The sequence below is a fragment of the Streptosporangium sp. LJ11 genome (genome assembly GCF_051918945.1).
Classification (GTDB): domain Bacteria; phylum Actinomycetota; class Actinomycetes; order Streptosporangiales; family Streptosporangiaceae; genus Streptosporangium.
The window spans coordinates 110,970-124,195 of the sequence record NZ_JBPXMB010000002.1 but is presented as its reverse complement, the minus strand read 5'-3'; the positions used below and the strand labels follow the sequence as shown (position 1 = coordinate 124,195).

Here is a 13,226-nt window from a genome sequence, read left to right as displayed (position 1 = left end):
CCTTCCCGTGGACGTTCTCGATCAGGATGGGACTCACGAGGCCTCCGCCTTCCGCGCCGCGGCGAGGCGTACGGCGTCGAGGATCTTCTCGTAGCCGGTGCACCGGCACAGGTTGCCCGCCAGGGCCTCGCGGATCTCCGCGTCGGACGGCTGCCCGACCCGTTCGATCAGGTCGTGGGCCTGGACGAGGAGGCCGGGGGTGCAGAAGCCGCACTGGACGGCGCCGCACTCGACGAAGGCCTCCTGGATCGGGTCGAGCCGGTCGCCGTCGGCGAGCCCCTCGACGGTGCGGACCTGACGCCCCTCGGCCTGCCCGGCCGCGACCAGGCACGCGCAGACGGGGATCCCGTCGAGGTAGACCGTGCAGGAGCCGCACTCGCCCTGCTCGCACGCGTTCTTGGAACCCGGCAGGCCGACCCGCTCGCGCAGGACGTACAGGAGGCTCTCGCCCTCCCAGACGTCGTCGGCGGTCTCCGTGCGGCCGTTGACGGTGAAGGTGACGCGCATCAGCCGGCCCTCCTCTCGAAGTGTCCGGAGCGGAACTCGTTCCACGCCCAGGTGAGGGTGCGCCGCGCCATCACCGCGATGGCGTGGCGCCGGTAGTCGGCGGTGCCGCGCACGTCGTCGATCGGCGAGGCGGCCTCGGCGGCCAGCTCCCCGAAACGGCCGAGCACCGCGAGGTCGAGCCGCGCCTCCCAGTCGAGTTCGGCGGCGAGGAACTCCTCGGCGGCGACGGCGCGGCGGGGGGTCGGGGCGGCCGAGCCGATGCCGGTGCCAACCCGGCGCTCGCCGGGGCGCAGCGCGATCGCGAACGAGCAGACCGCGATCACCATGGCGTTGCGGGTGCCGACCTTGGAGAAGTACTGGGGGCCGCTCGCGGGGCTCATCCAGAACGCCCGGATCAGCTCGTCGGCCTCCAGCGCGCTGCGCTTGACCCCGAGGTAGAAGCCGTCGGCCGGGATCATCCGCACGCCCCTGGCCGCGGACTCGACCTCGACGACCGCGTCCCCGGCCAGCAGCGGCGGGTGGCCGTCCCCGGCGGGCGAGGCCGCGCCGAGGTTGCCTCCCACGGTGCCCCGGTTGCGGATCTGCGGCGAGCCGACCGTGCGGGAGGCCTGGGCCAGGCCGGGCAGCCGGTCGCCCAGCTCGGCGATCAGCCGGGCGTACGTCACGCCCGCGCCGACCCTGAGCCTGCCGTCCGGCTCCTCGCTCCACTCCGCGAGCTCGGCGACCCGGTTCAGGTCGAGCAGCGCGCCGGGCCGCCGCACGTCGAAGTTGAGCTCGACCATCATGTCGGTACCGCCCTGGATGGGCACCGCGTCGGGCCGGTCGGCCCTGGCGGCGAGTGCCTCCGCCCACGTGGCGGGTCGCAGGAAGTCCATCGTCGTCATTCCCAGCTGAAGCGGGCGTCGGGGGCGTCGTCGCGGAGCACACTGCCCTCGATCAGCCCGTAGGGACGGTCGGCCGCGTAGAACACCTCGTTGGGGTTGTCCAGCCCGAACGGGGTGAGGTCGACCAGGAAGTGGTGCTTGTTCGGCATCGCCAGGCGCACCTCGCAGACCTCCTCGCGGGCGTTCAGGACCCGCTCGCCCATCGCGTAGAGCGTCTGCTGCAGCGACAGGCTGTAGGTCTCGGCGAACGCCCCGAGCAGGTGGCGGCGCACCTCGTCGTACGACTCCCCGTACGCCGCCGGCGAGGGTGCCGGGCCGGGCAGGTGCCGCCAGCGGGCCGAGACGGCGGTGGCCAGGACGCGGTCCTTGGTGGGCGGGAGGGTGGTGTACTCGTCCTCGATGAAGCCGGAGAACTCCGAGTCGGTCGAGTTGAGCACCACCAGGTCCCTCAGCCCGGAGACCACGGTGGTGGTGCCGTCCCGGTCGTGGTGGACGGCGCAGGTGCGCGTCTCCCGGCCGGAGCGGACGAAGGAGTGCCGCCCGCGCTCCCCGGCGGCGTCCTCGGACACCGGGATGCGGTCCCAGAAGTGTTCCTCGATCTCCACGCGGGCGTGGTGGACGGTGGGCTGCGACTCCACGTAGTGGCGGGCCAGCAGGACCGCGAAGTCCTCGATCTCCGCCACGCCGTACTTCCTGGCGAAGGCGTACACGGTGTTCTTCTGCGTGTCGGTCGGCAGGACCGCGGCGTTGTCGCCGGTGAGGTGGACCGCCTCCATGTCCCCGGACAGCGCCGAGCCGACGGTGACGTCCTTGACGTGGTGGACGCCGCCGTCCCTGACGACGCGGACCAGGCGGGTCTCCGCCTTGCCGTAGCGGTTGGGGCCGAGAACGACGGGCATGCTAGCTCCCTCGATACGTCGAGTAGGCGAACGGGCTGAGCAGCAGGGGCACGTGGTGGTGCTCCCGCGGGTCCGCCACCGTGAAGTCGATCGAGACCCGGGGGTAGAAGGCCTCCACCGCGCGGGCGGCGAAGTAGCCGCCGGTCTCGAAGACCAGGCGGTGGTCGCCTTCCCCGCAGGTCCATCCCGCGATCCGCCCGTCGGCGTCGGTGACGCCCTCGGCGAGCACCTCGCCGGCCCTTTCCAGGCGTACGGCGACCCCCGCCGCGGGCCTGCCCAGGGCGGCGTCCAGCACGTGGGTGGACAGGCTCATGCGGGACCCTTCCCTGGCGCGCGGTCTTCGAGGGGTACGGAGGCCGTGACGGCTCCCGGAGGCGCGGGGCTCATGTGGCGGCTCCCAGGAGCTTCGCCAGCCGCAGCCGGGTGATCTTCGCGAGTTCGGCCCTGACGACCTCCCGCTCGGTGTCCTCGTCGTTGCCGAGCCGCTCCGTGAGACGGGCCAGCATCTCCCCGGCCGACAGGCCGGTGGCGCAGATCAGGTAGACGTGGCCGAACCGCCGCTCGTAGGCGCGGTTTCCCTCCGCCAGCCGGTCGAGGACCTCCCGCCCGGCCGTGTCGACCCCCGCCTGCTCCCCCCGCGACCAGGACGCCTCCGTTTCCGAGCGCCTTTCCACGCGTTCTCCCGATTGGCCGGGCGGCTCGGAACCGGCCGCCGGACCACCCTCCCGGGGCGGCTCGCCGATCCGGGGGTGGGCGGCCAGCGCCTCGCGGACGCCGGACCAGTCCAGCCCCCGCACGGCGGCCTCCGCCGCCTCGGCCAGCCGGTCGAGGTCGCGGTAGGGGCGCAGCGCGGCCACCTCCCGGGCGAAGGCCCGGCAGGCGCAGCAGGCCAGCAGCCCGGCCTCGGCCTCCTCGGCGCCCAGCGCGTTGAACGCGGCCAGCCCCGGGACCGGCGGCGCGGAGTTCGGCGCGGAGTCCACGTTACGCATGTGAGCAGTACACACACCGCCGGTGTGCGCGGTCCAGCGCCAAGAACCGCAAAGTGAGCCATGATTTGCCCCAGATTTTCGTAACATGCTCCAAACTCGCTGAAGGACGGGTGCCGGCAGGCGACAGCGGGTGAGGCCGGGCGATAAGGAACACCGATCGCCGGGACAGGCCGACCGCCCGGGTGGCGCCTAAAATGGGTTCACTATGACTTCACTCTCCCCTATCGGCGGGCACGTCTCCGTCACCGGCGGTCTCGCCAAGGGCGGGCTGCGGTACGCCGCGGACATCGGCGCCGAGATGATCCAGGTGTTCGTCAGCAACCCCCGGGGCTGGGCGCTCGCCGCGGGCGACCCCGCCCAGGACGCCAAGCTGCGCGAGTCGGGCATGCTGTCCTTCGTGCACGCCTCCTACCTCGTCAACGTGGGGTCTCCCAGCCCCGAGACGCTGGAGAAGTCGGTGGCCACCGTGCGGCACAACCTGCTGCGCGGCCACGCGATCGGCGCGAAGGGAGTGGTCATCCACACGGGGTCGGCGGTGAGCCAGACCCGTGACGCCGCCCTGCGCCAGCTGCACGAGCACCTCCTGCCGCTCCTGGAGGAGATCCCCGACGACGGGCCCGACCTGCTGCTGGAGTCGATGGCCGGGCAGGGCGGGGTGCTCTGCGCGACCGTCCAGGACCTGGAGCCCTACCTGGAGGCCCTCGACTGGCACCCGAAGGCGGGCATCTGCTTCGACACCTGCCACGTCTTCTCCGCCGGGCACGACCTGTCGACCTCCGAGGGCGTCAAGGAGACCCTGGACGCCCTGCACGCGATCGCCCCGGGGCGGCTCAAGCTGGTCCACGCCAACGACTCCAAGGACCCGTGCGCCTCCAGAAGGGACCGGCACGAGAACATCGGCGCCGGCCGCATCGGCGCCGCCCCCTTCGCCGAGATGATGCGCCACCCCGCGGTGGCGGGGGTGCCGTTCTGCATCGAGACGCCGGGCGGTGCCGAGAAGCACCGCGAGGACATCGACGTGCTCAAGAAGCTGCGCGACACCTGATCCGGCGACCGGCCGCCCGCCGGTGACCACCGGCGGGAAGGGCCCGCCTCCCCGGAGTCCGCGAGGTCGGACGGGACGCCCGTCCTCGTGATCCGACCGCCCCCGTGTGGCCGGATCACGGTCCGGCCCGCTGGCTGGCGCGGGCGTCCCGTCATATCGGAGATCGGCGGCCCCTCCCCTTCCGGCCAAGGACCCGGCGGCCGAGTGACCGGATGTCGCCGGCTCTCGACGGTCACCCGATGTCCGCGCGTCAGGTCTTGTGCGAGCCTTCCGGCTCTGTCCCCCCTGACGTGGCGGGTCTCGCTCTCCGATGAGGGAACACTAGAGGCGCGTCCAGACGAGTGAGCGGCGCTTTCCCCCCAGCGCGATTAACGGTTCGTAGTTGTCGATGTACGGAGAGTACCGGAACGACGAACGGCCGCCGGCGGACGACGAACGGTCGATCGGGGGCTTCTGCGGCCCGTGGGACCACCGGTACGGGGAACCGGGGGTGGGGCGCGCGGAACGCGTGCCGGCGAGCGGGGTCGGGGACCGGGAGCCCGGCGACGGCAGGCAGGCGTCCCGGGCGAGGGTGCCCGCGGCGAGCGCGGGACGCCGTCCGGGCCACGGCCGGGGCGGCGATCGGAGACACGGCCGGCGGTCCGGCCGCCCGGGAGTGGGCGTGCCGGGGTCCACCCGGGCGTGAATCGCCACACGGGGGCGTGGGAGCGCGAGGCAGGCCCTGGGCGAAGACGTGGTCGCACGGCGGCCGTACGGCGACCGTACGGCCCGGAGGGGGGCGAGGACGAAACGGGAAGGGACGCGGCTAGCGCAGGGCGGCGGAGGGCAGGGACCTGCCCCGGGCCACCCCGGGGACGGCCGGGCGGTCGCGGAACTGGCGGATGAGCCGCTCACGGACCTGGCGGGTGTGGCGGCGGCTGACCGGGAGCGTCTCGGTGCCCACCCTGAGCATCACCCGGCCACCGTCGAAGCGCAGCTCGCTCACGTGCCGCACCGAGACGAGCGTGCTGCGGTGCACCCTGATGAACCCCGACCCGGCCCAGCGCCGCTCCAGGGCGGCCAGCGGCATGCGGACCAGATAGCTGCCCTCGTCGGTGTGCAGCCTGACGTAGTCGCCCTGCGCCTCGGCGAACCAGACGGCCTGCTGCGGCACGAACCTCGTCCGCCCGGCGAGCTCGACCGGGATGACGTCCTCGGCCACGGGGTCGGCCGCCGCGGGGGTCGCGGGGATCAGCGCCTCCAGGCGCCGCACCGCCTCGGCCAGCCGGTCGGCCCTGATCGGCTTGAGCAGGTAGTCGACCGCCTCCAGCTCGAAGGCCTGCACCGCGCACTCCTCGTGGGCGGTGACGAAGACCAGCCGGGGCGGGTTGGGGAAGCCCGCGATGAGCCTGGCCAGGTCGAGGCCGTCGAGGCCGGGCATCCGGATGTCGAGGAAGACCCCGTCCAGCCGCTCGCCCGTACCGATCATCTGGACCATGTCCTGGAGCGCGGTGACGCCGCCCACGGCGGTGGAGACGTGCTCGATCCGGGGGTCCTGGCGGAGGAGATAGGCGATCTCCTCAAGAGCGGGGACCTCGTCGTCAACGGCCAGGACTCGCAACATGACCCTACGCTGCCCCCTGAACCACATCCGCCGCAAGCCGCATGGCGACTTCAGGTAATAGTTTGACTACATGTAGCTATTGGCGGGGAAGCTTGGGAACGCGGAGCCTCACCGTGGTACCCGCGTTCGGGGCGCTCTCCACGACCAGGCCGTAGTCCTCGCCGTAGATCTGGCGGAACCGCACGTCCACGCCGGCCAGCCCGCTCCCGCCCTCCTCGTCCTCGTGCGGGCCCTCGTGCGGGGAGCCGCCGCCGAGGAGCGGCCGGGTCCGCTCGGGAGGCATGCCCGGGCCGTCGTCCTCCACGCTGATGTGCGCCTCGGGACCGGCGTCGCTGACCACCACCCGGACCTCGCCGCGACGTCCCGCCGCGGCCACCCCGCGCTTGACGGCGTTCTCCACCAGGGGTTGCAGGCAGAGGAACGGGACGGAGAGCGACAGCACCTCCGGCGCGATCCGGAGGGTGACGTGGAGCCGGTCGCCGAACCTGGCACGTTCCAGAAGCAGGTAGCGGTCCACGCAGTGCACCTCCTCGGCAAGGGTGGCGAAGTCGCGGGCCCGGCGCAGCGCGTACCGGTTGAAGTCGGCGAACTCCACCAGCAGCTCCCGCGCCCGGTCGGGGTCGGTACGGACGAAGGAGGCGATGGTGGTCAGCGCGTTGTAGACGAAGTGCGGGGACATCTGGGCGCGCAGCACCCGCATCTCGGCCGCCATCGTCCGCCGCCGCGAGGAGTCGACCTCGGCCAGCTCCAGCTGTCCCGAGACCCACCGGCCGACCTCGGTGACGGTCCGCACCAGCGCCGCGCTCACCACGGTGTCGTACGCGGCGAGCGCCCCGACCACCCGCCCGTCGACGGTGAGCGGCACGACGACCCCGCCCCGGATGGCGCAGCCCGGCGTGTCGCAGGCCAGCTCGTCCTCGGCCACCGTGCGCGGGCGGGCGAAGGTGAGGACCGTACGGGCGTGCTCGGGCGCGTGGACGCGATGGCAGCCCGCCTCGCCGTCCCAGGCGAGCAGGCCGCCGGAGTCGGTGACCGCGATGGCGCTGGTGCCCAGCAGGGCACGCAGGTGGCGGACCGCCTTGCGGGCGGAGTCGCGGGTGAGCCCGGCCCGCAGCGAGGGCGCCGCCATCGCCGCGATGTGCAGGGTGAGGAAGGTGGCCTCGTCCGTCGGGCCGCCCGGACGGTCCGGGTGCTGCCGGCGCGGGCGGGGCAGGAGGAATCCGAGGAGGGTGCTGAAGGCGCACAGCAGCACCCAGCCGGTGGTCGACATGCGGAGAACCGTAGTCAACCCGTCCCTCTGATCAGGGGCGAACGCCGATCACTGGAGTATCCGCAAAAGGATTAACCGGATACTTCGGGGCGTCCAAAACCGACCACCCCGGAGACGATCACACGCCGCCGCGCCGGCGCGCCGAAATTCATGTACGCGCGTCTTCCGCCAAGGGAGGGAAAGATCTCCACTCCCCGAGGTCCATGCTCACGCCCGCGACCAGATGACCCTACGGACAAATCTGGAGATCTTCGACATCGTCCAGGACCTGGACCGCTCAGGCCGGGACTTCGCCCAGCGCCGGATCGACAAGATGCTCGAAGAGGTCAGGCGAGGCGAGCACGAAGTCGTCCCCTGGAGAGTGACCGGCAGCATCTTCCGCGAGATCCCGGTCATCCTGCAGGAACGCGTCGCCGAGGCCGGGGAAGAACGGATCACGCCTCGTCCACGCGTTCCCCGACGAGCCTTCCATGGAACTCCTCGTGACCTTCCCCCTCCTTCGACCAGGAAGGTCCGGTCACCACCGACATCTTGGCGTCCGCCGGCGACATGGAGAACACTTTGGAGACTATGTAGATGGATTCCACCATCGAGCGCCCAGACGTCTTGAGTGCCACGATCAGGTCATCCACTCCCCTTTCTCTGGCGTTTCCCTCGAGCAGCTCCGCAGACAGCAGATCCAATTCTTTTTTGTCCACGAATCTTCCCCTCGGGCGCCACCACGGCGCGGGCCGGTTTTCTCGCCCCTCCTACGACGGCGGACCTTCGCCCGCCTCCTCCTGGTAGGAGTAGCGCTGCTCGCGCCAGGGGTCGGCGATGTTGTGGTAACCGCGCTCCTCCCAGAAACCGCGCTTGTCCTCCAGCAGGTACTCCACGGCGCGGACCCACTTGACGCTCTTCCACGCATACAGGTGCGGGACGACCATCCGCACCGGGAACCCGCGCTCCGGGGAGATGGGCTTCTCGTCGAACTCCAGCGCGAACATCGTCTGGGAGCGGGCGAAGTCGCCTATCCGGAGGTTGGCGCTGTAGCCGTACTCACCCCAGATCATCACGTGCTTCACGTCGGGCGCGGGCGGGGCGATCTTCATCAGCGTCTCCGTGGACACCCCGCTCCACTCGTTGCCCATGATCGAGAACTTGGTGACGCAGTGGAAGTCGGCCACGATCGTGGTGCGCGGCAGCTCGGAGAACTGGGGCCAGGTGAAGCGGTGCTGCTCGCCCGAGGCGGTCGCCCCCATGACGTGCAACTGCCAGGTCGCCGGGCGGAAGGTGGGCACCCGGCCGTAGTGGATCACCGGCCTGCCCCGCGGGACGTACTGGCCGGGGGGCAGTCGAGGCTCCTCCGGCGATTCGGACTGCTCCACCGTCACTCCCCTCGCCGTTTCCCCGCTGGCACGGGGTAATCCTGCCATCGTCGGTTTCCCACCTCCTCGGTGGCCACCGCATTGCACCCTTCCCCCTCCGGACCCCGGGTCACGGGAGAGCGCGTTCTCGTCGTGCGCTATCATTTGCCGCTATGCGCACCACGTTCTGGTTTTGGTATGGCGACGGACCCTCAGGTCGGACCGTTCGCCTCCAGATGCTGCGCTGACAGCCTGGCGAACAGAAGGCCCCGGGTCCGGTTTTCGGACCCGGGGCCTTCTGCTTTTCCCGGCCTTCGCCGAGAACGTCACAACCACGAAAACCATCGGGGCCCGCCGGGATCGGCCGGCACCGGCGGCGCGATCGAGAGGGAGAGAAATGGTCATCGTCATGGGCCCGGACGCCACGCGAGAGGACGTCGAGGCGATCGTGAAGATCATCAGCACGGCGGGCGGCGAGGCGTTCGTCAGCCGGGGCGTGAGCCGCACGATCATCGGCCTGGTCGGCGACATCGCCCAGTTCGCCACCCTGGACCTGCGCGGGATGCCGGGGGTGGCCGACGTGATGCGGGTGAGCGCGCCGTACAAGCTGGTGAGCCGCGACAACCACCCCGAGCGGTCCACCGTGCGCGTCGGCGGCGTGCCGATCGGCCCGGACACGGTCACCCTGATCGCCGGGCCGTGCGCGGTGGAGACCCCTCAGCAGACCCTGGAGGCCGCCCTGATGGCGAAGGCGGCCGGGGCCACCCTGCTGCGCGGCGGCGCCTACAAGCCCCGCACCTCCCCGTACGCCTTCCAGGGGCTCGGCGAGGCGGGCCTGCGCATCCTCGCCGACGTGCGCGAGCAGACCGGGCTTCCCGTCGTCACCGAGGTCGTCGACGCCGACGACGTGGAGCTGGTGGCCTCCTACGCCGACATGCTCCAGGTCGGCACCCGCAACGCGCAGAACTTCGCGCTGCTGCAGGCCGTCGGCGCCGCCGGCAAGCCGGTGATGCTCAAACGCGGGATGAGCGCCACCATCGAGGAGTGGCTGATGGCCGCCGAGTACGTCGCCCAGCGCGGCAACCTCGACATCGTGCTGTGCGAGCGCGGCATCCGCACCTTCGAGACCGCCACCCGCAACACCCTGGACGTCTCGGCGGTGCCGCTCGCCCAGCGGCTGTCGCACCTGCCGGTGATCGTCGACCCGTCCCACTCCGGCGGCCACCGCGACCTGGTCCTGCCGCTCACCCGCGCGGCCATCGCGGCCGGCGCCGACGGCGTGATCATCGATGTCCACCCGCACCCCGAGCAGGCCCTCTGCGACGGCCCGCAGGCACTGGTCGACGGCGACCTGGACGAGCTCGCCCGGGTGATGGAGCGGTTCCCGCCGCTGCTGGGCAAGGTCGCCGCCGGTGACCTCCTGGCCCCCGCCTGACCTCTCGGCCCTCCCCCGGGCGTGCCCGGGGGTTCAGGCGTCGAGCCTGTACTCCTGCAGGGACCCGGCCAGCTGGACGGCGAGCTCCTCGGCGTCGAGGCGGCGCTCGATCTTCTTCAGGTCGACGAGCTTCGCGGCGGTCTCGGCCCTGCGGGGGGCCAGGAGCGTGCAGCAGTCCTCGTCCGGCAGCTCGGAGATCGCCAGGGTGCCGATGCGGCGGGCCTCGGCCATGATCTCGGTCTTGTCGAGGCCGATGAGGGGACGCAGGATCGGCATGTCGACGGCGTCGTCCTGGGCGGTGATGTTCTGCAGGGTCTGCGAGGAGACCTGCCCCAGGGAGTCGCCGGTGACGAGGGCCCCGGCGCGCAGGCGGCGGGCGACCTCCTCGCCGGTCTTCAGCATCAGGCGCCGCTGGGTGATGATCGCCAGGCGGTCCTGCCCGGAGGCCTTGATCGACTGCTGGGCCTTGCCGAAGGGGACGACCCACAGCCGGGACCCGCCCTGGAACTTGTCGAGCGCCCTGACCAGCGCGTACGCCTTGTAGATGGACTCCGAGGTGGTGAAGGGGATGCCGGAGAAGTGCAGGAAGTCGACCCGCAGGCCGCGGCGCATCATCCGGTAGGCGGCCACCGGGGAGTCGATGCCGCCGGACATCAGCACCAGGCCCCTGCCGCTGGTGCCGACCGGCAGCCCGCCCTGGCCCGGCTGCCCGCCGGTGAAGACGAACGCCTCGTCGCGGTCGACCTCGATGGAGACCACCAGCTCGGGGCGCTTCAGGTCGACCGGCAGGCCGTAGATGTCGTTGAGCTCGCCGCCGACCGAGCGGTCCAGCTGCATCGAGGTGAGCGGGAAGCGCTTGTCACGGCGGCGGGAGCGGACCGCGAAGGAGACGCCGCGCCTGACGTCGTCGCGGTCGGCCAGCAACTCGATGGCGGCCTTGGTGATCGCCGAGGGGTCCTTCTCCACCCGCCAGGCGCGGTGCACCCAGACCAGGCCGGGGACGTACGAGACACGCTCGGCGACCGCGTCGGCGATCTCCGCACCACTGCCGTCCGGCAGGAAGAGCGCGATGACACCGTGGCGCTGCCGTACGTCGACCTTGACGCCGACGTCCTTCAGGGCGGCCTTGATGTTGGCCTGCAACCTGCGCTCGAAGAGCTCGCGGTTGTTGCCCTTGAGGACGACCTCGCCCAGTTTGAGCAGAACGCAGGGCTCGCCCAAGGCGGACATGGTCATGGTGCGACCTCCGGTGGAACTTCGAGGGGAACGGGGAGTCGGGGGACGTCAGGGAGACCCGGAGGACCCGGGGGTCCGGGTACCACGGTCAAGTCTCTCGCGTCCTCACGCAAAGACAACGTCTCGACCTTGTCACTTTAGTCGCGCTTACGACTCGTCGAGGCCCTGCTCGATCGCGTAGCGGACCAGCTCCACCCGATTGTGGAGCTGGAGCTTGTTCAACGTGTTCTGGACGTGGTTCTGCACCGTCCGGTGGGAGAGCACGAGACGCTCGGCGATCTGCTTGTACGACAGGCCCTTGGCGACCAGGCGGAGCACCTCGGTCTCCCGCTCGGTCAGGCGGGGGGTCGTCTCGGGCGCGGGCCTGGCGGCCAGCCTGCGGTACTCCCCCAGGACGAGTCCCGCCAGGCCGGGGGTGAACACCGCGTCGCCCTCGGCGGTGCGCCTGACCGCGTCGAGGAACTCCTCCTTGCTCGCGGATTTCAGAAGATATCCGGACGCGCCCGCCTTGACGGCCTCCAGCACGTCCTCCTGCTCGCCGCTGGCCGACAGCATCAGCACCCGGGGCGGCGGCTCCGACGCGGCCAGCCTCCTGGCCACCTCGACCCCCGGCAGGTCGGGCAGCTGCAGGTCGAGCACGACCAGCTCGGGCCGGACCGCCGCGGCCACCCGGACCGCCTGCCGCCCCTCTCCGACCGTCGCCACGACCTCGTACCCGGCCTCGGCCAGATCCCTGGCCACCCCGTCCCTCCACATCGGGTGGTCGTCCACCACCATCACGCGCATTGGCCCACCTTAGAGCTGTCATGTCCCGACCGGCCGGTCTTCTTCACCCGGCCGGCACCGACATCTCGATCTCGGTGCCCCGGCCCGGGTCCGAGATCACGGTGACCGTGCCGCCGAGGTCGGCGATGCGGCCCCGGATGGACTGCGCCACGCCCAGCCGCCCGTCGGCGGCGGCCTCCTCCAGGCGTCCGGGCGCGATGCCCGGCCCCTCGTCCCTGACGGTCACGGTGACCAGCCCGCCGTCGCCCTCGGCGAAGACCCAGGCGGGCGCCCGCGCCCCGCAGTGGCGGGCGACGTTGTCCAGGGCGGCCCCGACCGCGGCGGCCATCTCGGCCGCGGTGGCCGCGGGCAGGGTCAGCGGGGTCGCCGGGGCCGAGACGGTCACCGTGGCCGAGCCGTACCTGTGCAGCAGGACGCACAGGTCGGCGGTGCCGAGGGTGGACGCCTCGGGCCTGAGCCTGACCAGCTCGCGCAGCGCGGCCTCCTGCTCGCCCGCGAGCCTGCCCAGCTCCGCCGCCTCGCCGCCGATCTCCTGCCCGCGCCGCTGCACCAGCGCGAGCACCTGGAGCACCGAGTCGTGGATTCCCCGGGCGAGCCGCTCCCGCTCCCGCCCGGCCGCCTCCAACTCGATCGCCTGCTGCATGCGCTCCTCGGCCTTCTTGGCCAGCCGGGCCACGTGCCCGACGACCACCCCGGCGAGGAAGAGCAGGACGGTTCCGTTGATCGGCAGCATCTCGAAGCCGCCCCCGGGGACGCCGTGCAGCCACAGATCGGCCAGCGAGACGATCAGCGCGGCCACCGCCCCCAGCCGCCGCCCGCCGTACACTCCCCAGGCGAGCACCGCCCCGCCCATCCAGGTGCCGGTGATCGGCAGGCTACCCTGCTGGTAGGCGCCCTGCACGGCCGGAGTGGCGAGCAGGCAGCCCACCGTCACGAGCATGTCGGCGGCGAGCAGGGGCCGGCCGCGCAGCTCCCTGACGGAGTAGGCGAAGATCGTCGCCACGGTCCACAGTGCCATGACGCCGATCACCAGCCAGCCGGTCACCGGGTGGGCATATCCTCCGGCGCGGACGAGCAGGACCGCCGCGTACCCGAGGGATGCGACGCGGAAAACCGCGACCGCTCGCCAGAACGGATCCTCGATTCCCGTCATCGGCCGCCCGCGCCTTTCTCCGGAGAGGCCGCGAGCTGCAATAATCCCCTGATTTCTCTCTCACCAGAAACTG

At 71.7% G+C, this 13,226-nt stretch carries 15 protein-coding genes; 2 read left to right on the top strand and 13 right to left on the bottom strand.

Annotation, left to right across the window (positions count from 1 at the left end):
* Positions 1–33: 33 nt before the first annotated feature.
* The 5 genes from ACTOQ3_RS03135 to uraD form a co-directional block, all read right to left on the bottom strand.
* Complete coding sequence (locus ACTOQ3_RS03135; protein WP_440065180.1) at positions 34–507, bottom strand: (2Fe-2S)-binding protein; 474 nt, start codon at positions 505–507, stop codon at positions 34–36.
* Positions 507–1,382 carry an FAD binding domain-containing protein gene (locus ACTOQ3_RS03130; protein ID WP_440081900.1) on the bottom strand — a complete coding sequence of 292 codons (876 nt, stop codon included), beginning with the start codon at positions 1,380–1,382 and terminating at the stop codon, positions 507–509. The genes ACTOQ3_RS03135 and ACTOQ3_RS03130 overlap by 1 nt, the downstream gene beginning before the upstream one ends.
* Before the next feature lie 5 nt (positions 1,383–1,387).
* On the bottom strand, positions 1,388–2,290 hold the full coding sequence (pucL, locus tag ACTOQ3_RS03125; protein WP_440081899.1) for a factor-independent urate hydroxylase: 903 nt from the start codon (positions 2,288–2,290) through the stop codon (positions 1,388–1,390).
* Position 2,291: 1 nt separating this feature from the next.
* Complete coding sequence (uraH, locus tag ACTOQ3_RS03120) at positions 2,292–2,603, bottom strand: hydroxyisourate hydrolase (RefSeq protein WP_440081898.1); 312 nt, start codon at positions 2,601–2,603, stop codon at positions 2,292–2,294.
* 70 nt (positions 2,604–2,673) lie between these two features.
* Entirely contained in the window at positions 2,674–3,279 is a 606-nt protein-coding gene (gene uraD, locus ACTOQ3_RS03115; RefSeq protein ID WP_440081897.1) for a 2-oxo-4-hydroxy-4-carboxy-5-ureidoimidazoline decarboxylase, read from the bottom strand.
* Between the two features lie 205 nt (positions 3,280–3,484).
* On the opposite strand from uraD, the gene ACTOQ3_RS03110 reads away from it, so the two are divergent.
* On the top strand, positions 3,485–4,324 hold the full coding sequence (locus ACTOQ3_RS03110; protein WP_440081896.1) for a deoxyribonuclease IV: 840 nt from the start codon (positions 3,485–3,487) through the stop codon (positions 4,322–4,324).
* 805 nt (positions 4,325–5,129) lie between these two features.
* On the opposite strand, the gene ACTOQ3_RS03105 is transcribed toward ACTOQ3_RS03110, so the two are convergent.
* The 5 genes from ACTOQ3_RS03105 to ACTOQ3_RS03085 form a co-directional block, all read right to left on the bottom strand.
* Positions 5,130–5,927 (bottom strand): LytR/AlgR family response regulator transcription factor, encoded by a 798-nt coding sequence (locus ACTOQ3_RS03105; protein WP_362676553.1) that lies wholly within the window; start codon positions 5,925–5,927, stop codon positions 5,130–5,132.
* 76 nt (positions 5,928–6,003) lie between these two features.
* On the bottom strand, positions 6,004–7,197 hold the full coding sequence (locus ACTOQ3_RS03100; RefSeq protein ID WP_440081894.1) for a histidine kinase: 1,194 nt from the start codon (positions 7,195–7,197) through the stop codon (positions 6,004–6,006).
* Positions 7,198–7,474: 277 nt separating this feature from the next.
* Positions 7,475–7,669, bottom strand: a complete 195-nt coding sequence (locus tag ACTOQ3_RS03095) for a hypothetical protein (RefSeq protein ID WP_440081892.1) — start codon at positions 7,667–7,669, stop codon at positions 7,475–7,477.
* Positions 7,632–7,895 (bottom strand): hypothetical protein, encoded by a 264-nt coding sequence (locus tag ACTOQ3_RS03090; RefSeq protein ID WP_440081891.1) that lies wholly within the window; start codon positions 7,893–7,895, stop codon positions 7,632–7,634. The genes ACTOQ3_RS03095 and ACTOQ3_RS03090 overlap by 38 nt, the downstream gene beginning before the upstream one ends.
* Positions 7,896–7,946: 51 nt before the next feature.
* Positions 7,947–8,612: a molybdopterin-dependent oxidoreductase gene (locus ACTOQ3_RS03085; RefSeq protein ID WP_440081889.1), complete on the bottom strand. Its 666-nt coding sequence runs from the start codon at positions 8,610–8,612 to the stop codon at positions 7,947–7,949.
* Between the two features lie 328 nt (positions 8,613–8,940).
* Between ACTOQ3_RS03085 and aroF the strand changes: the two genes are divergently transcribed.
* Positions 8,941–9,978 (top strand): 3-deoxy-7-phosphoheptulonate synthase, encoded by a 1,038-nt coding sequence (aroF, locus tag ACTOQ3_RS03080; RefSeq protein ID WP_440081887.1) that lies wholly within the window; start codon positions 8,941–8,943, stop codon positions 9,976–9,978.
* A 33-nt stretch (positions 9,979–10,011) separates the two neighbouring features.
* On the opposite strand, the gene thiI is transcribed toward aroF, so the two are convergent.
* The 3 genes from thiI to macS all read right to left on the bottom strand — a co-directional run bounded on the left by thiI (position 10,012) and on the right by macS (position 13,153).
* Positions 10,012–11,214 (bottom strand): tRNA uracil 4-sulfurtransferase ThiI, encoded by a 1,203-nt coding sequence (gene thiI / locus ACTOQ3_RS03075; RefSeq protein WP_440081885.1) that lies wholly within the window; start codon positions 11,212–11,214, stop codon positions 10,012–10,014.
* A gap of 147 nt (positions 11,215–11,361) precedes the next feature.
* Positions 11,362–11,991 (bottom strand): response regulator, encoded by a 630-nt coding sequence (locus ACTOQ3_RS03070; protein WP_440065467.1) that lies wholly within the window; start codon positions 11,989–11,991, stop codon positions 11,362–11,364.
* A 52-nt stretch (positions 11,992–12,043) separates the two neighbouring features.
* Positions 12,044–13,153 carry a MacS family sensor histidine kinase gene (gene macS / locus ACTOQ3_RS03065; RefSeq protein WP_440081883.1) on the bottom strand — a complete coding sequence of 370 codons (1,110 nt, stop codon included), beginning with the start codon at positions 13,151–13,153 and terminating at the stop codon, positions 12,044–12,046.
* Between the last annotated feature and the right edge of the window lie 73 nt (positions 13,154–13,226).

Excerpts from the sequence above, each read along its gene's own strand:
- macS (WP_440081883.1), bottom strand. The coding sequence starts at position 13,153 with ATGACGGGAATCGAGGATCCGTTCTGGCGAGCGGTCGCGGTTTTCCGC.
- ACTOQ3_RS03085 (WP_440081889.1), bottom strand. The coding sequence starts at position 8,612 with ATGGCAGGATTACCCCGTGCCAGCGGGGAAACGGCGAGGGGAGTGACG.
- pucL (WP_440081899.1), bottom strand. The coding sequence starts at position 2,290 with ATGCCCGTCGTTCTCGGCCCCAACCGCTACGGCAAGGCGGAGACCCGC.
- ACTOQ3_RS03130 (WP_440081900.1), bottom strand. The coding sequence starts at position 1,382 with ATGGACTTCCTGCGACCCGCCACGTGGGCGGAGGCACTCGCCGCCAGG.
- ACTOQ3_RS03105 (WP_362676553.1), bottom strand. The coding sequence starts at position 5,927 with ATGTTGCGAGTCCTGGCCGTTGACGACGAGGTCCCCGCTCTTGAGGAG.
- thiI (WP_440081885.1), bottom strand. The coding sequence starts at position 11,214 with ATGACCATGTCCGCCTTGGGCGAGCCCTGCGTTCTGCTCAAACTGGGC.
- ACTOQ3_RS03070 (WP_440065467.1), bottom strand. The coding sequence starts at position 11,991 with ATGGTGGTGGACGACCACCCGATGTGGAGGGACGGGGTGGCCAGGGAT.
- uraH (WP_440081898.1), bottom strand. The coding sequence starts at position 2,603 with ATGAGCCTGTCCACCCACGTGCTGGACGCCGCCCTGGGCAGGCCCGCG.
- ACTOQ3_RS03100 (WP_440081894.1), bottom strand. The coding sequence starts at position 7,197 with ATGTCGACCACCGGCTGGGTGCTGCTGTGCGCCTTCAGCACCCTCCTC.
- ACTOQ3_RS03135 (WP_440065180.1), bottom strand. The coding sequence starts at position 507 with ATGCGCGTCACCTTCACCGTCAACGGCCGCACGGAGACCGCCGACGAC.
- ACTOQ3_RS03110 (WP_440081896.1), top strand. The coding sequence starts at position 3,485 with ATGACTTCACTCTCCCCTATCGGCGGGCACGTCTCCGTCACCGGCGGT.
- aroF (WP_440081887.1), top strand. The coding sequence starts at position 8,941 with ATGGTCATCGTCATGGGCCCGGACGCCACGCGAGAGGACGTCGAGGCG.
- ACTOQ3_RS03095 (WP_440081892.1), bottom strand. The coding sequence starts at position 7,669 with ATGGAAGGCTCGTCGGGGAACGCGTGGACGAGGCGTGATCCGTTCTTC.
- uraD (WP_440081897.1), bottom strand. The coding sequence starts at position 3,279 with ATGCGTAACGTGGACTCCGCGCCGAACTCCGCGCCGCCGGTCCCGGGG.